Consider the following 21,778-nt stretch of genomic DNA (forward strand, 5'->3'; position numbering starts at 1 on the left):
ATCATGAACAAAGAAGAATTCAAAGCTAAAGCAAACCAAAAAATCGACGAAGTTTCTGCAAAAATCAATGAAGTAAAAGCAGAGAGAGAATCTGCAAAAGAAGATGCAAAGTCTGATTATGATGAAGCTCTTAAAGAGTTAGAGTCAAATAAATCTGACTTAGAAAATAAATACTCTGAACTAGAGAATGCTGCTGAAGACAAATGGGAGGAAGCAAAAGATGCATTTTCATCTGCGTCAGACTCATTTGAAGACGGTCTAGCTAAAATTAAATCTCTCTTTTCCTAACAAGATTTTTGTCGGCTATACTTTCGTGGTATAGCCGCTTTTTTTAAAAAAAAATGAATAAAACTCTTATCTCCGCCTCTGTTGTACTAACTCTTTTCCTGTCAAATATTAAAGCATTTACTCAGGTTCTGCATACAGAAAACTTCAACGTTGTAATTGACACATCTAAAACCGTAAAAGGTAATTTCACGCCAAGTTTTAGGTACCGTAATCTGAAAGATGACTTTTTAGAAATAAGCAATACTGCAGATGTATCTCTAAGAATAAATAAACATGCATTTACGATAGCCAACAGAGTTGAATACAGTTTTTTTGGTGATGAAGATATTCTAAGTGGTGGATTTTTATATTTAGAATATATGAATCTTCAAAATAAAAAAATTGCATTTGAACCTTTCTTCCAGATACATTGGAATGAAGTGAGAGGTCTCAAAGAGAAATATGCCTCAGGAATGAATTTTAGATGGAGAGCTCTTGAGAAAAAGAGTACAGGTTTATTCTTTGCTATTGGTAGCTTTTACGAGTTTGAACGGTGGGGTTATTCCGGAGTAAAGGAAGAATTATTACCTCCTAATACAGACCCGGTTGAGTCAAGTAAAATACGAGCTAATTCCTACATAAGTTTTAAGCAAAAATTTGGCTCTTTGTTCGATCTAGACATAAGTGGCTATTACCAACCGGCCTTTTCATCTTTTTTTTCAAATTACAGGCTTGCAAGTAGTTTTGAATTAACTTACAACATCACAAAATTCCTGGGCCTCAGATTGCTTTATCAAAATATATACGACCCAGATCCATTGGTGCCTATAGATAGGTTATACCATGATATAAACTTTGGAATTACTCTTACTTTCTAGGATCTGAATAATCTCTATTTAAGCCCTAAAATAACAAACTAGTCCTTTAAAAACTTTTTTTATGAGATGTATAACATTGAACATAAAAGTAAACATTCATAAGTAGAATTTACAAACTGTTTAAATCTATAAAGAATAGTATTAGATTAAGTTTGTGCACATGAGAAAAATTGAAAACTGTCCTGTTTGCAGTTCAGAAAAAGTACACCATTTTATATCTACTTCTGCGCAAATGCATTCCGACAAGGAAGTTTTTAAGTTTGACCAATGCACAGATTGCGAATTTGTCTTTTTGAACCCAAAAGTGTCGCCGGAGCAGCTTAAAAATTACTATACAAAATATTATTTGCCTTATCGTGGAGCAGAAGCATGGGGTAAATATGGAAAATTGGTAAATAACAGTCTCAGGAAGCTTGATTTAAGAAAATTGAAATTTGTAAATAGTGTCCAAAAACTCAACTCTTCATCTTTACTGCTGGATGTGGGCTGTGGTCAACCCAGTTTTTTGAAACTAAGTAAAGAGAAATCTAACTGTCAGACTTTAGGAATTGATTTCTCCAATGAAGGGTGGAGCAACCAAAACCATAAATACCAAAATATAGAATTACAGATCGGTGAAGTTCGGGATTTATCTGAAAAATTAAGACCGGATGTCATCACTATGTGGCACTATTTGGAACACGATTATTTTCCTTCGGAAAACCTGAGTTATCTAAAGTCCATCTCAAAATCTTCTACAAAGCTGATCATTGAAGTTCCCAATTTTGACTCGTCAAGTAGAAAAAAATTCGGAAAGCACTGGGCCGGCTGGCACACTCCCAGACATACGTCCTTATTTTCGCCAAATAATCTAGAGATAATGCTCAACAAAAGTGGATGGAAAGTGGAACAAAGTTTCAGCTATGGAACTATGGATCCTTACCTCATAGAGTGGATGAGTAAAATGGAAGAAAAAGGCATAGCCTGGGATAAAAGCATGGAAGATGAAATCGTACCCTTTGTCGCAGATATGATCGGTTTTATGCCAAAAAAACTTTTACAAAAAAAGCTGTCTTTAGGAATTATGACCGTTGTTGCAAGTCCGGAATAGTGAGTCGAAAATCAATTTACCAACTTAAATAAGGATGACTTGACAACATGGAGTTGTAATATTTTACCTCACCAGTCACTTCTTTACCCAGCCAATCTGGTTTTTCAAAAGCCTCATTTTCTTCAGATAATTCTATTTCTGCCACGACAAGACCCTGGTTATCTCCATAGAACTCATCTACTTCAAAAACGTGTTGATCGGCATTGATGTAGTATCTCGTCTTTTCTATTTGTCCAGGTTCACAAATCTTTAGAAGGGTTTTGGCTTCTTCGAAAGGAATTTCAGTTTCCCATTCGAATCTGGAAAGTCCAGATTCTGAACTTTTCCCTTTGATGGTTAGAAAACCTTTGTCATCGATAACTCGAACTCTAACAGTTCTTTCTTTATGTGAATTCAAAAACCCCTGAGAGATTCGTTTACTTTGAGATGCCTCACTTTTAAAAGCATTAGAATTTACTAAGAATTTACGTTCAATTTCCTGCATTTATAACTTCACGTTTTCACTGATGGATTTTGCAATTTCTTTAAATTCTTCTTCCGAAAAAGAATCTTTCTTTTCAAAACGCATGTCATCCATTGTATTAATAGGAATAAGGTGAACATGTACATGAGGCACTTCCAAGCCAACCACAGCCATTCCTACACGCTTACAATCGATGGTAGTATCGAGGGCCACCGCAACTTTTCTAGAAAAGGTCATTAAGTCTAAATACGTTTTATCATCCAAGTCATATATCTTATTGATTTCTTTCTTCGGAATACAAAGCGTGTGCCCTTTAGCATTGGGATTGATATCTAAAAAAGCGAGAAACTCATCGGTTTCTGCAACTTTATACGAAGGAATTTCGCCTGAAATTATTTTTGAAAATATAGTTGACATAATATTAAATTTTATTTTGTTGTTCCAATTCAGCCTGGAATTCTTCCATAACTGGTTTTACAGTACTTTCAGGTATATCTTCAATTCTGATGTACATCAAGCCATCTATTGCATTGTTGAATAAAGGATCGACATTGAAGGCTACCACTTTTGCATTTTGCTTAATATATTTTTTAATCAATACGGGCAACCTTAAGTTTCCGGGTTCTATTTCTTCGATAAATTTATCAAACTTATTCAAATTAGCCTGGGTAGAATCAAAAACAAAATCCTTATCGGCGTCCTTTAATTTAACTTTAAATTCCTTTTTTGGTCTGACGTATTGAGCTACGTAGGGATCATAATAATTGGATTTCATAAACTCAATCATCATGGATTTTGAAAAATTGGAAAACTTATTACTAATGCTTACTCCACCAATCAAGTATTTATGTTCTGGAAACCTCAGCGTACAATGCACAATGCCTTTCCAGAGTAAGAACAAAGGCATAGGTTTTTGTTGATATTCTGAAGTAATAAACGCACGTCCCATTTCAATAGACTGGCTCAGCATCTTATGTAATTCAGGCTCAAAGCGAAAAAGCTCATTCAAATAAAACCCATCAATACCGTGATTTTTATAGATGTCCCGACCCAAACCCATTCTGTAGGCTCCCGCTATTTTATTAGCCTGGTTGTCCCACAAGAACATATGCTGATAATAATTATCATACTTATCTAGATCCAAAGATTTATTGGTGCCCTCGCCCACTTGCCTAAAGGTGATTTCCCTCAACCGTCCCAGCTCCATAACAATCTTGGGAATGTGTTTGCGTTCAGAAATAAAAACCTCATAATTATTACTGACCAAAAGCCGTCTGGATTCGTCTCTACAAGTTTGCACCTCTTTCTCCAGGGCTTCTGTCGCCATTTCTTCAGCGATAGATTTCGGCGGACGCTTCAAAGGAAATTTGATTTGTTTAGGGAAGTTCCCCAATAAGTTTTTCTTTTCAAAAGAATTCGCCAGGAAGTAAGTTTTACGTCTCAAAAAATTGGAGTAATCTGTAAGATCTTCAAAAACACTTTGATCCTGAACTGAAATCGAATTTCCAATTCTTACACGAATGGGTCTATGGCTTTGCTTTAGCATTTCTCCGGGTAATTTGGCAGTTCTTAAGCTATCGTTGAGCTTGGCCAGGCGATAAAAAGAAGCTGAATTCCGGGCATGAAAATATACTGGAATTACAGGCACCTCCACTTTTTTAATCAATCTTATCGCCTCTGTAGACCAGGGTTTATCTACCACCCGACGATCTTCGAGATGCGTAGACACTTCACCCGCAGGAAAAACCCCAAAAGGACTCCCTGACTGAATATGAGACAAAGCTTGTTTTATACCCCCTACACTCGATTTGACTTCTTTTCTGGATTCAAAAGGATTCACGGGCATAACGTATGGCCTCAAAGGCTCTAAGCGATGCAGCAGAAAATTGGCTACCACTTTATAATCTGGGCGTTGTTCCAGAAGTAATTTGAGCAAAATAAGTCCATCTATGGCTCCTAAGGGATGGTTGGAAATGGTGACAAAGGGACCCGTTTTAGGGATGCGCTTCAGGTCTTTTTCAGGGATTTCAAAGTGAACATCCAGGTGAAGTAAAACCGCATTGATAAATTCCACCCCTTCCAAATGCGCATACTGATCGTAAATTTCATTTAATTCTGAAATCCGAGTGGTTTGCATGATAAAGCTGCCCATGACATTACCGAGTATTCCGAACTTTGATAAATTAAGTCCATTAGCAATTTCAGTAGCAGTGATAAATCCCATATCCTATCTATTTAAGGAGTAAATATACTAAAGTTTGGGATTTCGTTAAGGTATGTCTGGACTTCAAGATGATTATTAAACTGTGAAGATTTGGGAGATTTATGTAACTAAAATTGAAAAACTGGATTTTGAAGGGGGGTTGAGAAATAATTTTCTACATAAAAACACTCAACAAACGTTAAGTGCGGTTTTCCCGTAACATAATTACGGTTGAACCGTAACTATAGAAGAATTGTTCATCATAACTTTATAAAAATAAGAATATAAGATAGTAAAAACCAAAAAAAGATAATGCTTCTACAAGGTAGAAACACTCCCCAGTATTGACATTGAAAAACCATGTCTCTTAAGCATTTCAAAGATAAGTTTTTCATGAGGAACTCGAATTACTTTTCTAATTAAATACTCAATAGAAAGTAAGTTTCAACCTGCTTATGTTGTTAAACTGAGTATCAATTTATTAAATACAAAAAAATGAAAATTTATTTTTTGCATTAGCATTTTTATTCATTGGAGTAACTAGTTTCGCAGATGCAGATTTAAGCAAGAGTGATACTGAATTAGTAAGAAGCTGTATAGTTTCCGTAACAAGTAGTTCGTATGATGAATTTTGTAATTGCTATACTACTGATACTGAATATCATTATTTAGGTGAAGTAGATAATAATGGATTTGGAAATTTAGATTGTCTATCAAGAGCTAGAAGATTTATGAACTTAAATTATTAACCACTAATGAAGCCCATTTTATATTTTTTCCTTTATACTTGTTCATCTTTGCTATTTAGCCAAAATTCTGTTATTGTGGAGTATGCACAAATATCTGAAACCACATACATAAAAAGTAATACAAAATCTATACTACATGCAAATAATGATATCGCAAAGCAATCTCATTTTAAGCCTCAACTTAATCAAGAGTATGAACATGGAGCAAGTATAAACGAAAATGGAGAGATTTCAATCATCGAAAAGCCAGAAGAGTCAGATATAAATTGGTTCATTAATCAAAATAAGAATGAAATTTTAAAATCCGTTTCAAAAGGAAACGTTCAACAAATTATTTATGACTCAAATCTTAAATATGATTGGGAAATCACCAATGAAGTGGATAGCATTGGAAATTACCAAGTGGTAAAAGCGATTACTCATTTTAGAGGTAGAACTTTTATTGCTTGGTTTGCTCCAGAAATTCCTATTGGCTTTGGGCCTTGGAAATTATATGGTTTACCAGGTTTAATTTTAAGAATGTATGATGAAGATCAAAAATTTAATTGGATAGTTACCAAAATCAATCTTAATGTTGAACTCACAGAAAGCGATCTTAATCCTGTTATACAAGATGATGCTTCAAAAATGACTTATGAGGAAGCAATAGGACTCTCTAAAGAACTAAGAAATGAAAAAACTAAAATAAGGAATACCAAGTTAGGAGGAAGAGGTAATAGCTTTAAAACCGTTCACCATAGAGAAGAAGACCTAGAAAGAAAATATGAATGGGAGGAAAATTGAACTGCTATTGAAAAAGCAAAACCTATTGAATTATTTACTTACATTCCTATCTTTATTGGTAGGAATGTTTTGTTATTCCCAAACCCAAATTCAAGGTAAAGTTACCGATAGCCTAAACCAACCTATTGCTTACGCCAACGTGTTGCTTCAGGAAGCAGAAGGACATAAAATCTTTAAATTTACCTCTACCAACCAAGATGGAAACTACCAACTTTCTATTGACAAAATAGGAACTTTAAAATTGGCATATATTTCTATGGGCTATGCCAAAAAGGAAATCCAAGTCAACCTCAGCGGTGAGGAGTCGCTTGTGGTTAATGCTATGCTATTTGAAGAAGAATTTCAACTAGAAGAGGTCATTATACAAGACGAGCGACCTATTTCTGTAAAAAAAGATACTGTTATATTCAATGCTGATAGTTTTAGGCGTGGGACCGAGGTTGTTGTAGAGGATTTACTTAAAAACCTTCCTGGGGTTAGTGTAGAAAGCGACGGTACCATAAAAGTGGGGGATCGCGAAATTGAACGCTTGATGGTAGGCGGAGATGACTTGTTTGAAAAAGGCTATAAAGTCCTGAGTAAAAATATGACGTCGGATGCTGTGGATAAAATTGAAATTTATGATAAGTATTCTCACAATCGCTTACTAAAAGGCATAGAAGAAAGCGACCGCGTTGCCATGAATATTGAGCTCAAAGAGGATTACAAACAGCAATGGTTTGGGAATGCAGATTTAGGTGCAGGTGGTTTTGATGAGTTCTATCATAAAAACAGAGCGAACTTAATGTCCTTTGGACAGAAAAGTAAATACTATTTTTTGGCCAATTCCAATAACATAGGAGTAGATGCTATTGGAGACATAAGCCAGATGATTTGGCCTATGCGTTTTAATCAATCTGGAACTGTAGGCGATGGCGAAAGGGCAAATGCCTTGCTGGGTCTTAGTACTGATGTACCTCAACTTAAACGTGAGCGAACTAATTTTAATGATGCGCGTTTAGTCTCTCTGAATGCAATTCATAATCTTTCTGAAAAGATGAAACTTAGAAGTATAGGTTTTTTCAATTGGGATGAACAGGACTTCTTTAGAAACCAGACCACACAGTTTGTTCTAGATGAACAAAACTTTACCAACACAGAGGATTTTTCTCTAAATAAAACAAAATTTCTAGGTTTTGGAAAACTCGATTATACCTATGATATTGAGGATAACATTATGCTGGAATACACAGGAAGTTTCAACAGTAGTGATGGAAATTCTGAGAGTAGTCTGGTGTTTAATGGTAATTCCACTTTAGAAAACTTACAAAGCGATAACCAGCTTATCGATCAAAAACTACTTTACACGCATAAGCTGAATGAAAAGGAAGTGGTGTTACTAAGCGCTAGATATATCAATGAAGAAAGACCTCAATCTTATGTTAATAATCAATTTCTATTTGAAGATTTGTTTGAAAACACTCAAGATGCAGATGCAGTTGGTCAATCGAGTAAAAATCAAATGAATTTTTACGGCACCGAAGCTGAATATAAAAAACGCAAAGACAATGAACAGCTCATTGAGTTTATTACAGGTCTTACTTACCGAGAAGACCATTTGAGTTCTTCATTTCAACTACGTGATGAAGCCGAAAATGATATCATTTTGCCTCGAGATTTCCAGAATGAAACGACTTATACGGTATTGAATGCCTATGCAAAAACTAAATACCTTTATCCTGTTACAGAAGACTTAAAATTTATAGGAAATCTATCTGCTCATCAACTAGTGAATAGCTTATCTCAAAATGATTTACCAGAACAGAATCAAAGTTTATTCTATTTACAACCTAGTTTAGGTTTACGATGGAAACTTAATTCTAAAAACACATTCATAAGTAATTACACTTATTCAACCAATAATGCCTCCATTATAGATGTCTATGAAAATAATATTTTAACCAATTTCCGGGGATTCAATCGGGGTATTGCCGAGCCTACTCAGCTGAATGCTTCCAATTACCTGCTGACGTATCGATTAGGCAATTTTGGAGATAAATTTTTTGCTAATGCTACGATCAATTATATGCAAAATCATGATTTCTTTAGTAGCCGATCTACTATAGAGCAAGATTTTCAACTTTCTGAAAAACTTTTGATAGAAGACCAGGAACTCATTTCTGTAAACACGACTATAGATAAATACATTAAGGCGTTTTCATCCAATTTAAAATTAAAACTCAATTATAGTCAAATCAATTTTGTCAACTTTGTCAATGCTTCAGGAGCAAGAGAAATAAATAACCAAAGCTTTGTGTATGGGCTTGAGTTAAGATCTGGATTTTTATCGGGGTTTAATTATCATCTGGGAACTGAATTTAGAACTTCAGAAGTTAAAACCACTCAGAGCAATTTCAGAAACAGGTTTAGCAATACAGATAATTTTTCCTTTCTGGATTTGAGTTATGTCTTTTCAGATCGATTTAATATGACCTTAAATACGGAGCGTTATTACTTCGGAAATCTGGATTCTGGCAATAACACGTATTACTTTTCAGACTTTTCGGCGATGTATATCACTAAAGACAAAGCATTGAATTTTGGATTAAGTGCCAAAAACCTATTCAACACCCAAACCTTCACCAACTTCTCCATAAGTGATATTTCAACAAGCACAACCAGTTACAGGTTATTACCGCGGATTGTAATGCTCAATGTCAACTTTAAATTCTAAGACTCTTTTCGATCTTTCAATAAATCGCGGATTTCCGCCAAAAGTTGAATGTCTTTTGGGGTTGAAACAACAGGGTTGGTTTCGTCCTGAGCTTTAGTTCTGAGTCGGTTTAAACCTTTAATCACCAGAAAAATACAAAGTGCAATAATTAGAAAATCTATAGATGTTTGAATAAAGTTGCCATAAGTTAGCTTTAAGGCTGGCTGTATGACGATTTCATCCTGAATGACTTCTTCTTTCAAAACTATATTCAATTCTTTAAAATTGATGTTTCCTAATACCACACCGAGCAAAGGCATGATGAGGTCATTTACCAAAGAGGTCACTATCTTGCTAAAGGCAGCACCAATGATGATACCGATAGCCATGTCGAACATATTGCCTTTGATGGCAAATTCTTTAAATTCTTTAATGATTTTCATTTTAAATGAGTTTGAGCTTAAAATTCAGCTTAAGAAATATGAATCTCAAATGGCATTTCAAAAGTCACCGGTTTGGCATCAATTTCTTTGGACTCAATACGCTTGATAAGCATTTCTGCAGCCTTTTCACCGATTTTCATGGCTTTCTGATCAATATAATTGATTTTAGGATAACTCAATAAGGCATTTTTTTCGTCTGAAAACCCTATCAACATGATTTTATTCATCATCTCAGGTTTTTCTGACTGGACAATGCTTTGAAACATGAGGGAAGAGGTGTTATCCGCTGAGATAACAGCATCAAAATCATGTAAGGAAAGAAAAGCTTTGATAAGACTGTGTGGCTGTGAAGATCCTGTAAGGTCCAATTCTAAATCTGGATCTGGCTCCAAACCATGATCTATAAGTGCTTTCTGGTAACCACCTTTTCTCAGCAAACCAATAGGTAAGTTTTCAATAGAACTCACAAAGGCAATTTTGGTCTTTTGTTTTGAAATCAAAATTCTTGTGGCATCGTAGATAGACTTTTGATCATTAATAACAACCTTATCGCAGTTGATTTCAGAAGTCGTTCTATCAAATAACACCAAATCTTTTTTATTGAGACTGATCTGATCCAAATGAAGAAAATCTTGTTTTGAAAGGGTTTCTGTTGACAGGGAAATTATAAAACCATCCACTCTCCCTTGTAGCATTAATTCTACGCTTTTTACTTCCTTTTTGAGCTGCTCGTGACTTACACAGATGATCGTATCATAACCTTTAATGGTTGCATACTCTTCTATACCATGAAGAACTTTTGCAAAAAAAGGGTTTAAGATATCTGGCACAACAACACCAATAGTGTTGGTTTTATTGACTTTGAGTGCGAGTGCAGTTTTATTGGGTCTGTAATTATAAAGCTCTGCCGCTTCCTTGATTCTTTTTTTGGTTTCCTCACCAATATCTTTAGCATCATGGAGTGCCTTCGAGACTGTAGATACAGAAACGTTGAGCTGTTTAGCAAGTTCTTTTAATGTTATCATATTGAAAAAAATAAAAAAGCGTATGCTCGATCATATCAAACATACGCTTTTTGGCTAATTTATTGAATTTATTCTTTTATTAATTTAATAGTTTTCGTCTGATCAAACTCATTCGAAACCTTAGCTAAATACACTCCACTAGATAAACCATTCGTGTTTATCACAGCTTCTGAAGCATTCACATTTACCTCTCTCACTAAACGTCCTGTGATATTATACACTTGAACACTTTTAATAGTCTCTGTCGTTCTAATATTCCAATCTCCTTTAGAAGGATTTGGATAAACTTTAAATTCAGCTTGAGTAAATTTATTGTTGCTTAAAGGAGTATCGCTTGAGAAATAGATATTATCAAAATAAACGATTTTAGAGTATAAATCAGATGTTGTTCCTAATTTATACTGGAAAAAAAGTGATTTATCAAAACCCAAGTTTTCGAAAAAAGATAGCGGTACATCAACACTGACCCATGAACCAACTTGTAAAGTACCATCACTTCCTCCTAATGTAAGTTCATAATTATATTCGTTAGTTCCGCCATCGTTATCTATTAAAATAAAAAGCACTTGTTCACCCATAGATCCTGGATCAAATCTATCGTCAACGTAGTAATCGAAATGAACTCTATCGTATTGACTTATATCAACAAGATTTGAAGGCTCTCTACCTTGGCCCCAACCTGCTGCAGAAAAGTCTATTTTTATTGTTTGATTGCCTGAAATATCAACAAATGAAGCTTCTCCAAAAGAATACTCAGGTACCCAAATGTTCGTATAATTGTTTGTATCATTATAAATGCTTAAAACATCTGAATTTGCTTCAGTTGGGTCTGGCGCAGAAACGGTAATATCTTCAATGGGCTCAGGAACTGGATCTCCGTTTGGTCCATCAATATCATCTATGTAATATGTACCAGTTGCGGTATTACCAACTCCAGCGTCTGCAAATAAGACCAGCGTTGGATAATCATTTGCTAATCCAGCTGGAAAATCAAGTGTAATGGTTTGCCATCCGTCAATCGTGGTGTCGAAATAAAGCTCGGCAGCACCTGGACCATTAGTTGCACCTTCAAATTTCAATAAATGTGTTCTTGTAGTAGCATCTGGTGACCAAAACCTCAATGTAATCGTATTATTTGAATCGTCAGATAAATCTACATATGTAGCTAAATTAATGCTAGCTCCATCAAAATCATTCCCTGCACTGGTTAACTCTAAAACTTGGTTTGTAGGATCTGTTGGATCTTCAACTACATTTGCTGTAGCATCATTAAAGCCAGAAAAAGAATCATCCTCTGCAACCTCAAAATCTAGCGGTAATTCTTGAGCCATAATTCCAAAAGGAATTACCATCAATAAAAATAAATAAGTAATTTTTTTCATAGTAAAAATTTAAAGGATTAATAATAATTTTCTTAAATATAGTAATAACTACAACGCAACAGTGTTAAATTAACCCATACAAAAACTATACGCTTTCTATTTCTTTACATACTTTATTTTTTCGTTTTTATCCCATAGACCCCAGTAGGCGCCTACGATACCCTCTGCTCCAACCTTCCAGGACTCGTCAAAAGAGGAAAAATAAAAACTTTCAATTCCTGCTTTTTTACACCATAACTGTGTGTTAATGAAATATTTAAGCGCATTTTCATACGACGGTTCTGCACCGCCTAAACTTTCTCCTTTACTAGGCCAGCCTGTTTCGGTGATAATTACTTTTTTACCTCTTCCAGCGTTCATGGCCTGACCAAACATTTGCTGCATATGGGTTAACGCATAGTCATGATGGCATTTCTCCCAAAACGGATAACAATTGGATAAAATAACATCACACATGTCTGTTAAATCCGGATGTACGGAGAATTCATAATAAGCATCAACATAACCTACGGGAATATGTGAAGGAATAGAATCTTTGACTTCTTGGATATGTTCTTTTAATTCCTCAAGAGGGATATCGTCTCTGTATAAAACTTCATTTCCAACAGCGGCGATATCTACAAGCCCATTATTTGCCATTTCTATAAGCGCATCCAACTCTTCTCTGTTTTTTTCCTTATCGTCACTTATCCAGGCTCCCACCAAAGTTTTAATCCCTAATTCTTTCGCAACTTTTGGAACGAACTCGTTGCCTTCAATGCATGAAAACGAACGAACCCACTTGATGTGCGGTTTTAGAATGGTCATACGACGTCGCACCTGCTCTTCTGTAATATGGTCTCCTGGTTTCTGACCATCTTCATACATACTGAAGCAGATTCCATGAAAACCATCTTTCATGATCGAATCGAATAAATCTTGTAATTCTTCAATGGGGACTTCCGGCACAAAATCAAGATTTTGTACGGAGGCTAAAAATTGTTCTTGCTGTTTAGTTATTACCTGTTCTTTTCTGTATGACATAAGTGATTAATATTTAAGTTTTTCTTTCTCGTTCCATAGACCCCAACTCTGTCCAACATCTCCTTCATGATGAATTTTCCAGGACTCATCAAAAGAAGAAAAATAAAATAGTGGAATATCCTCCTGATCGGCCCAATTCTGAATATCGATAAAATATTTCATCGCGTTAGTTTGAGATGGTTCTGCCTGCTCTGTACTTTCACCATCACTCGGCCAACCAGTTTCGGAAATAATAACGGGTTTACCTCCAGATTTTTCTTTGATAAGTTGATACATATAACGCGTATAGGCAGGTGAAATATTTATATCAGCTCCTTCCCAGAAGGGATAGCAGTTAATAGATATCATATCCAAGGCTGGAATAAGTTCAGGATGAATATCGAAAATGTAATACGAGTCTACATAGGTTACAAGAATCTCTTTGGGGATTGCTTGTCTTACTCTTGAAATATACTCTAAAACCTCATCAACACTCAGCTCCTCGCGAAGTAGAACTTCATTTCCGATAACCGCAATATCCACAAGACCATCATTGGCCAGTGAAATAAGATTTTCAATTTCCTTTTGATTTTTGGATAGATCGTTACTAATCCATGCTCCTACTGCAGTTTTAAGGCCTTTATCTTTTGCAATCTTTGGAATGTATTCGTTGCCATTGGTACAAGAAAATGATCTTACCCATTGAGTATAAGGCTGAATGATTTTCATTCTACGAACTATTTGACTTTCGGAAAGAGTATCGCTTAAATCCTGACCCTTTGTATAGGGACTAAAACAAATACCATGAAGACCTTCGTGTAGCTTAGTGGAAAATAAAGCTTTGATCTCTTTGTTTGATTTATTGGAAAAATCAAGATCATATTGTCTATCTGGTGTTATATTGAGTTCTGGTAACAATAGATGAGATCTCTTCAAATAGGCTGAAGAAGTTATGTTTTTAGGTTTTACTCTTCTTCGCTTTAGTTCTTCTCCTATTTTATTCACTCGTTTTTCATCAAGATTATAACCCCACATCACCAAAAATGCAGCTGCAGCAGTACCGGCAGGAACAACGATATCTGCAATCCTTAGATTGGTCATTGTCTCCACCGTTTGATCTGTGATATTCTGGTCAAAACCAACAATTTTTAGAATGACTCCACTTAGTATAATTGCTAAAGCCTGTCCAACTTTAACCATCCACCAGTAGATCGCTCCAAAGGTGCCTTCTTTACGAGGCAGGCCGTTTTCAAGTTCGTCCAAATCACAGACATCTGCTGTCATGGACATCATCAAGGTAAATAAACCACCCATACCAAATGCAAAAAAAGGAATTGGCAAAAAAATTAGCCAGGGCACACCATTAGAGACATCAATTGTAAACCAAGTCGCCCCAATACTTTTCAAATGAGGATTTAAAAAATTAAACACTGTACCCAATCCACCAGTTAAGCTTTCACCTAATAACGTTTGATTGAATTGTTCATTTAACTCAACATCAAAGCCCCACCATTTTAAAATATATCCTATGATTGATAAAAATGTAGAAATAAGAAAAGCATTTCGTTTCCCAATTTTGGTTGCCATTTTAGAAACTATAGGAATAACGATTAAGGCAGTAATTACTGCGTTAAGAGAATTAAACCAGGCAGGCCATGTCCCGGCCACTTCCCAGCTTCCCTGATACATATAAAACACAATGATAAATACTGAAAAAGCGGCTACCAATTGAAAACCATTGAACACTAAAAAGGTTGCTCCACAAAGCTTCATAAAAGGTTTGTTCTTGGATACTTGAACTATACCCTTATATAGTTCTCTCATGTTGGATCCTAATGTTTTCAGAGAGATCCTTTCCCTATCTTCCATTTCTCCTGCATCTATCCCTTTGCAAAAAAGAGCAGGTAAAACTCCAAAAACTATACAAATTCCTCCTACGATATAGGCCATGGTTCTAACACCTTCAGCTGGATTATCAAAGGTATCCGGATCAGGTATAATAACATACAGCCAGGGCACTATAATCCAAGCTATTTGTCCCATGGAGTTGGCAAGACTCATCAAACGAGTCCTTTCGTTATAATCTGGAGACATTTCGTAGCCTAAGCCAACCAGTGGTGTTGCAAACATGGTATTCCCAACCAGGAATAGGATTTGCAAAATCATCACGTACCAAAAATTATAGGTCATTGATGCATTTTCATTCAATTGCCACATCAGAATGAATAGTAGCCCACTTATAATTGCACCTGAAAAAATATAAGGCCTTCGCCTTCCATATCTAGATTTTGTATTGTCAGAAATAAATCCCATGATTGGGTCCGATAGCGCATCAAAGATTCTAGGTAAGCCACCCAAAAGCCCTGCCCAGACTGGATCCATTCCAAAAGCCGTAAGGATAAATACTTGCAGATAAACACCTAAGACCCCTGGCAATAAGTTCAGAACAAAATGACCCGCACCAAAAGCCGCCTTTTGACCTACTGGAACTTTATCTTCTTCGGGAGTTTTAATTTCAGACATACAATCTCAATTTAATTGGCGATAGTTATCGTTTGAATAGCTTGTGGACTTATAGATATAGTTCTGGAAACATCATTCAAAGTAAGGTCAAATACTTTCTGTTCTTCTGAAGGATTAAATACGATCACCACATGGCTACCATCTGGATTGGTTGCAGCACTGACTTGCAAATCGACATCCGTGGATTCAAAAGCGATGCGTTTTGCTCCCGGTCTTATGTATCTACTGAAGTGAGACATGGTGTAATACAAAGGTGTGAAATATACCTCATCTTGGTCTGGATCGACAATCACAGGCGCTATACACCAGTTTTCAAACCAGTTCGGCCCACCTTGACGATCCAGAACCATGTTCCAATCTATCCAGCCATCTACTTCATTGTTCATGCACCCTATAATATCGCGCGCATACCTATACACCGGTCTGTATTTGGGGTGAAGGTATTTGTTTTCCTCACTAGCCCAGTCGTAACCCCAGTCAGTGGCTTCTTTTTGCCAGTACCAGTCATCATCTTGCCAAACCGGAACCTGGGCGTCAATGCAACCCTCGGTTTCAATTAAGTATTTTTCTGGAGCTTTATTTTTAGCATATTGTAATTGGTCTCCAAATATTTTATAAGTACTGGCGTACCAATGTACAGCAGTTCCATCAAAGTATTTTCTAGACGTTTCGTCTCTGTACATTTCGTCCACCCATTCATCCAGATGTTCTCTATTTTGGTCGTAACCTAAAATTGCTAAATCGCTTTTACCATCTTGTTCCAGCTGAGGACCAAGATGATTGACTACAAAGTCAGTCATTTCTTTAGGCGAGAAGTGCATACTCTCCCAGTTGCTATCATTTCCTAAAGGCTCATTTTCGACGGTAAACCCCCAAATATCTATACCTTCAGCTTTGTAGGCATCGGCATATTTGGAGAAGAAAAGCGCCCAAGTGTCGTAGTATTCTGGCTTCAACTTCCCTCCAACCCATTTGTTGTTATCTTTCATCCAAGGCGGTGCTGTCCATGGTGAAGAAATAATTTTGAAGCCATCTTTTGAGGCGTTCATCGCCTCTTTAATCATGGGGATCAAATCATCTTTATCCTCTTCTATACTGAAATTTTTAAGGAGCGTATCTCCTTCAACAGGGGCATAAGAATATTGACTTAAAGAAAAGTCACAAGAATTCATATGAGTTCTGGTCAAAGAATAACGTGCTCCAGAATCTGCAAAATAAGCATCGATGACTTTTTGACGATTTTCTTCGCTCAATCGATTCAGTAAAGAGGCAGATGCTTCCGTAAAAGAACCCCCAAAACCAGTAAAGGTCTGAAAGGTTTGTTCAGGATTCAAGCTTATTTTTGAAGTGGATTTAGCCTTGCTAAAGGTTTCTATTTTCGATAATTGATTTCCACTTCTTGAAGTTTCAAAAACTTCAACTTCTGAAACTTCAGTCTTCTTAGCACAAGAACTAGCAATCATAAGTATAATTAAGACGATTGATGAAAATTTTAAAGACTTCATAATATGGATTTTTAATCATTCAACTAATGGTTCACATTAATTTCTTTTTTAACCGGAGGCATACTAACATCTAAGAGTAAGTCCTCGATTTTACCATCATAGGTTTTAATAACAGGTTGGTCACCTCTTTCCAATCCTTCAAAAACACCCTTATCTACTGCATCCCAGAGCACATATTTAGCTTTACCTTCTACGGTAAATATGCCAAAATAATTCTCAGATCCGCTTGGGTTTTGCGCATCTTTCCATGGCTCATCAAAAGCCTGGAAATAAAAGCACTTTATTTTGTTTTTAGTCGCCCATTCTCGCATTTTATCATAGTACAATGCTTGTTTGTATTCATCTGTAGCTTTGGATCCTTCATGACCATAATGCCCGTTTGAGAAACTTGCCCAGCCTGTTTCTCCAATATGAATAGGCTTGTTTACCCCCAAAGTTTTCATATAGCTGGCAACACTGTCATACTGAGAAATCGCGTAACTCAAAGAGCGATTCATCGCTTTATCAATCTTTTCGGTATTGCTTAGTTGACTTTCTTTGTGTAAAGTCCCCCAAAAGATCGGATTGTAATGCGTGTCGTGCATCGGATAGGTATGAATAGAAAGGTAATCCACACTTTTAATGAGCTCTTCCAGTTCTGGAGTATGGTATTCACTTTCACCACCTCCCCAAGAAGCAAAGTTATCTGAACTTGTAATCCAGAGATCTTTGCTAAGTTCACCTTCCTCCTTAAGAGCCTGGAGATGTTTGACCCATTTTAAAATAATGTGAGGTTGAACATAGTAGGCTTCCGCCCATTTCACCATAGCTTCATTCCCTACAGCAATAATTTTTACAATATCCGGAAATTGATTGGCTAGTTCTACCGCTCTTTCGATTTCAGTTGCATTACGCACGCTTTCTTCGTTATGATTGAGCGGTAACTCAGTCCATGCATTTTTACAATCTATCCATGCGCCTAGCATGACATACATTTCAAAATCTGGATATTCTATTTTAAGTTCCTTAATGGCCTGAAGAACATTGGCCGCATGGGGTAAACGAACATTGTAAGTTCTCAATACCTTAATGTCCATTGCATGTAAAATCTTCAAGTCTTCCTTAAGTTCACTTATCTCAGGTTGTATACTTCGAGTATTTTCACGGTAACCCCCATAAGAAATGGCTAGATATTCTGGTTTATTGAAAATCTCTTTTGCAGTTAAATTTCTATCTTTTTGCATTGATTCGAGCTCTTTTTGAGATTGTTGGCAAGAAGCTACTAAAACTAGACTTAAAGCTAAAAGGCTATGCATAGCTGACTTCATGACTTATTTATTTTAAAATGGAGGTTTCTACATGAACTGTGATCAATCTTACCTGACCAGATCTCTGGAAAATATCGTGGCTAATTGTCTTAGAAAGCTCAAGACCATGAATGGTTTCAGTTGAACCATCACTCATGTCAATTTCTATTTTGCTTTCAGCAGACATAATATAAACAATTGGCACCTGACAAAATGTAAATCCTAATGAACCGGGATGTAAGTCCATTTTATGCTTATCATTATTTAGATCTACATATCTAAAAACATGGACTTCATCCAAAAACTCAGTTTTCCTTAGCAGATAAGGTTGAAACTGAAGCCTTCCCTTTTTGACCTGAACACCCAATTCGCCAAATCGGCTAAGGATATCTTCTTTAACCTGACCTGTCATACCTGGTTGTTGTGCGCCTTTCCCGATAGGAGTATGTGAGTACGGATCTGTAGAAAAAGCACCGTAGAGTTTTGGAGATTTATGCACGCCAATACCTTCGTTGATTTCATAGTAATGCTCCAGTAAACGACCAACCACTTCTGCCGATGCTTCGTTATTTATAGCATCTAAACAAGTTTCTAAAACCGCTAATTGCAGTTTTGAAACCATATGCCAATAGATGGAACCTAAACCTTCATAGCCGTAAAATGTTCCCGAGCGTCCTGTAAAGGATTTATGGTTGAAAACCTCTTCGTAAATTTTCAAAATCAAATTCAATTCTTTTTCAACTAAACTTGAGTAAGCTGCTTCACCTTTAAGAGAAAGCAATGCTTGTTTTAACTTCTTAGCATTGTTGAAATTACCATTGAAGTGATACTGATTTTTAATGTCTTTTTCAATGATTCGTCTATCGCCATCTTCTACTAATTTTTGAAGCAATTCAGAAGATTTTACTGAAGCTTCAGGAACATGATTACGTTCCAAAAAGCCTTTTAAGTTTTTGAATGGGTAAAGTAAATAACTAAATTGGTCTGGTCTAAATAAGTCACTTTGTTTCAGGGCGTCCAACACCTCTAAAGACTGAGTTGATTCTAAGTAACCTGAACTTAATACAGCTACCTGGCCTTCGAGCATTTCTGAAAGATAATTAATCGAGACTTCATCGTCTTCAACGGTCATTAGATTATAAGCATGGTACAAATTGTCAGTTCGCTTGTTAGCCTCAATGGAATGCTCTAAATAATCTATACTTGTTTTAATAAACCCTTGAATTTGTTCTGCAGAAAGCTCAGTTTTCTCTCCTGAGAATCCTTTGGCATACACCTGAGTTCGGTAATGACTGGCAGCCTCTCCTAATTCATCCAAAATAACTTTACGCTGAACATCATTAAAACCAGATTTTATAAGGTCATGATGGGTAATGAAAGTATTATGCATTTTTGTAAAAAGCTGTGCCAATTCTTCTGAAATTGAGTAGTCTTCGTCGCCCTCTACATTTTCAAAAACCGTTTTGAAGAATTCTAAAAATCGTCTCAAATAAGATAACGTTACCATAGACACTCCGTTCCCTACCAAAGCATTGTTAGCATCGTTCCATTCCGGACGCTGGGTGTTCATCCAAATACCAGCTTCTGGAATAAAGTTGGATAGCTTAGCCAAAGTTGTTGCTAATATCTTTTCAACGAAATTGACGTGGATTATTTTACCCCTTTTGGTTTGAAGTAAGGCCCCATCAGCTCCTATTTTTTCACGCTTATCTCTGATTTTTGAATCCGCTTTATGGTCAAAATCGATAGTATCCTTTGGATCGCTTAAAATATCCTGGTAAGATTTAATTCTATAAGGAACATTGGCATATACAAATTCGGATTTTTTAAAGAGTTTAGCTAAACTTTGGGGCTGATAATCTTCATAAAATTCTAAAAATTTCAGCAAATAAATGATCTGATGATCTCCCCAGTAACCAATGTAAGACCACGGGTCGTCTGGTTCTATAGTTTCCCAATCGAAGCCATCTTTGGTTACCCGATAAGGGTTATACCCATCGAATGTAGTTGCATTCAGAAATTTATAGATCATGCTTTCGATAAACTCAGGATAGGAATGTGAAAGACTTTCCCAATTCTGAAAAATATCACGCCAATTGCCTTCGTAATTTAGAATTTTATGGCCTTGTTCATCTTTAGTATTGATAGAGAATTGATTCCAAGGTCGACTCGGGTCTCCGTGTCTGCGACTAAATTTCAGAGGTAAATACTCTGTACAGAGCCTTGTAAAATCTTCATTATTTATAGAATGCGCAAGTGCTTTCAATTGGCTTAAAGGAAATTCCTCTGGTAAAGCTTTTAACTTGGACTCCAGTTTTTTAGATAAAGGTTTATTGGCTTTAGACAAATAATCTCTAAAGTCCCATCCTTCTATTTGGTAATTATTATCAAAGATTCCACCGCGCATGATATTGAACATGGTGTTGGCATAATGACGGATGTCTCTTAAATTATCATTAGAACGTTGAAGTCCATCAGCTGCAGCATTGAGTCGAATCAGTTTTTCGGTGCCCGCTAGAATATCCTCTTCAATGATGTCCAAAAGATTTTCGTTGTGTAAATCTTGTTGAAGTTTAATCACTGACGCATGATTGTAATTGACATCGGCGACAATAAGCCATGTCTTTTTCTCTTCTGGCTCTAGATGAAGGGTTTTGTGAACAAAATACGCGCCCTTTTCAGCCTTGACATCGGTTTCTTGATGAATGTCCTGTCCAGTTCTGAAGTTTTCAAGTTGCAGAGAGGATAAAAGATAACCAGGATTATCTAGTCCTAACTGCCAAACTACATTTGCTTTTAAGGCCTCACTAGGTTCAGCTTTGTCGACTGGTACGGCACTTAAGGCAAAAATACCTAAGCCCGTGTTTTGATCGAGTTCGTTACGTTTATACGCATCAACAAGATTGCTACTCTGACTTTGCAAATCACTGACTACGCCAGCAGGTAATACATTTTGAAGACCATCTAAAACTTCAATTTTGACGGAAGATGGATTATGGTTGATCACTTCAGAAGTTTTTACAAAACCATATTTATCACTCGATGACCATCTGTAGGTAAAACTCAAGTTTAAACTGTGATTGATTTCTTCAAACATCAGTTTGTTTCCATAGATATTTTTGTACAAATGTCTTGTGATCTGATATTGCTCTAAAAACCTATTGGAGAAGGGCTCCCATACCTGAAAGCCAGCATCACTATGTACCTTAAATATGGTCTTACTACCAGTATAATGTGCAGATTCAGTTATTTTATCATCTGTATAATAGGGAAAAAGTGCATAATCTGCATTACGTCGACCTGCTGTAAGTCCTCCATTGCTAGATATAAACATCCAGTGGTTGGAATCGCTGACTATACTCATAAAAAATGGGCGTTGCGCATCATTATTGGTGATTTTTAAGAACTTCTCACCATTTATTCTCACTTGTTCCAATACACTTTCTTTGGTTGATTGTTGTGTCTTGTTGTCTTCTTGAATCATTCT

At 36.2% G+C, this 21,778-nt stretch carries 16 protein-coding genes; 5 read left to right on the plus strand and 11 right to left on the minus strand.

Features of this window, described 5'->3' with window-relative positions; all coding sequences use genetic code 11:
* Positions 1-3 precede the first annotated feature (3 nt).
* The 3 genes from LB452_RS01865 (at position 4) to LB452_RS01875 (ending at position 2,235) form a co-directional block, all read left to right on the plus strand.
* Positions 4-288, plus strand: a complete 285-nt coding sequence (locus LB452_RS01865; RefSeq protein WP_224460020.1) for a sll1863 family stress response protein — start codon at positions 4-6, stop codon at positions 286-288.
* Positions 289-341: 53 nt separating this feature from the next.
* Complete coding sequence (locus LB452_RS01870; protein WP_224460021.1) at positions 342-1,145, plus strand: DUF481 domain-containing protein; 804 nt, start codon at positions 342-344, stop codon at positions 1,143-1,145.
* A gap of 160 nt (positions 1,146-1,305) precedes the next feature.
* Positions 1,306-2,235 carry a class I SAM-dependent methyltransferase gene (locus tag LB452_RS01875; RefSeq protein WP_224460022.1) on the plus strand — a complete coding sequence of 310 codons (930 nt, stop codon included), beginning with the start codon at positions 1,306-1,308 and terminating at the stop codon, positions 2,233-2,235.
* Positions 2,236-2,251: 16 nt separating this feature from the next.
* Here the strand turns inward: LB452_RS01875 and LB452_RS01880 are convergent, their stop codons facing one another.
* From LB452_RS01880 to LB452_RS01890, 3 genes are read right to left on the minus strand one after another with little or no spacing between them, the layout of a single operon-like run.
* A complete protein-coding gene (locus LB452_RS01880; RefSeq protein WP_224460023.1) occupies positions 2,252-2,719 on the minus strand; it encodes a CYTH domain-containing protein in 468 nt (155 codons plus the stop codon).
* Positions 2,720-3,115 (minus strand): HIT family protein, encoded by a 396-nt coding sequence (locus LB452_RS01885; protein ID WP_224460024.1) that lies wholly within the window; start codon positions 3,113-3,115, stop codon positions 2,720-2,722.
* A 4-nt stretch (positions 3,116-3,119) separates the two neighbouring features.
* Complete coding sequence (locus tag LB452_RS01890) at positions 3,120-4,922, minus strand: GNAT family N-acyltransferase (protein ID WP_224460025.1); 1,803 nt, start codon at positions 4,920-4,922, stop codon at positions 3,120-3,122.
* Between the two features lie 734 nt (positions 4,923-5,656).
* Here LB452_RS01890 and LB452_RS01895 point away from each other — a divergent pair.
* Both LB452_RS01895 and LB452_RS01900 read left to right on the plus strand, forming a co-directional pair.
* Positions 5,657-6,433, plus strand: coding sequence for a GLPGLI family protein (locus tag LB452_RS01895; protein ID WP_224460026.1), 777 nt, complete (start codon positions 5,657-5,659; stop codon positions 6,431-6,433).
* Entirely contained in the window at positions 6,414-9,146 is a 2,733-nt protein-coding gene (locus tag LB452_RS01900) for a carboxypeptidase-like regulatory domain-containing protein (protein WP_224460027.1), read from the plus strand. Before LB452_RS01895 ends, LB452_RS01900 begins: the two co-directional genes overlap by 20 nt.
* Here LB452_RS01900 and mscL read toward each other — a convergent pair.
* The 8 genes from mscL to LB452_RS01940 form a co-directional block, all read right to left on the minus strand.
* Positions 9,143-9,568, minus strand: a complete 426-nt coding sequence (gene mscL, locus LB452_RS01905; protein ID WP_224460028.1) for a large-conductance mechanosensitive channel protein MscL — start codon at positions 9,566-9,568, stop codon at positions 9,143-9,145. The two genes, LB452_RS01900 and mscL, sit on opposite strands and share 4 nt — an antisense overlap.
* A gap of 29 nt (positions 9,569-9,597) precedes the next feature.
* Positions 9,598-10,593: a LacI family DNA-binding transcriptional regulator gene (locus LB452_RS01910; RefSeq protein ID WP_224460029.1), complete on the minus strand. Its 996-nt coding sequence runs from the start codon at positions 10,591-10,593 to the stop codon at positions 9,598-9,600.
* A gap of 68 nt (positions 10,594-10,661) precedes the next feature.
* The gene (locus tag LB452_RS01915; protein ID WP_224460030.1) at positions 10,662-11,975 is read right to left on the minus strand and encodes a T9SS type A sorting domain-containing protein; all 1,314 of its coding nucleotides are present in this window, start codon (positions 11,973-11,975) and stop codon (positions 10,662-10,664) included.
* Between the two features lie 96 nt (positions 11,976-12,071).
* Positions 12,072-12,998, minus strand: a complete 927-nt coding sequence (locus LB452_RS01920; RefSeq protein WP_224460031.1) for a glycoside hydrolase family 17 protein — start codon at positions 12,996-12,998, stop codon at positions 12,072-12,074.
* A gap of 6 nt (positions 12,999-13,004) precedes the next feature.
* The gene (locus LB452_RS01925; RefSeq protein ID WP_224460032.1) at positions 13,005-15,500 is read right to left on the minus strand and encodes an MFS transporter; all 2,496 of its coding nucleotides are present in this window, start codon (positions 15,498-15,500) and stop codon (positions 13,005-13,007) included.
* An 11-nt stretch (positions 15,501-15,511) separates the two neighbouring features.
* The gene (locus tag LB452_RS01930) at positions 15,512-17,005 is read right to left on the minus strand and encodes a glycoside hydrolase family 30 protein (RefSeq protein WP_224460033.1); all 1,494 of its coding nucleotides are present in this window, start codon (positions 17,003-17,005) and stop codon (positions 15,512-15,514) included.
* A 23-nt stretch (positions 17,006-17,028) separates the two neighbouring features.
* Positions 17,029-18,312, minus strand: a complete 1,284-nt coding sequence (locus tag LB452_RS01935; protein WP_224460034.1) for a glycosyl hydrolase family 17 protein — start codon at positions 18,310-18,312, stop codon at positions 17,029-17,031.
* A 7-nt stretch (positions 18,313-18,319) separates the two neighbouring features.
* Entirely contained in the window at positions 18,320-21,775 is a 3,456-nt protein-coding gene (locus LB452_RS01940; RefSeq protein ID WP_224460035.1) for a hypothetical protein, read from the minus strand.
* Between the last annotated feature and the right edge of the window lie 3 nt (positions 21,776-21,778).

The sequence above is a fragment of the Psychroflexus longus genome (assembly GCF_020164595.1).
Classification (GTDB): Bacteria; Bacteroidota; Bacteroidia; order Flavobacteriales; family Flavobacteriaceae; genus Psychroflexus; species Psychroflexus longus.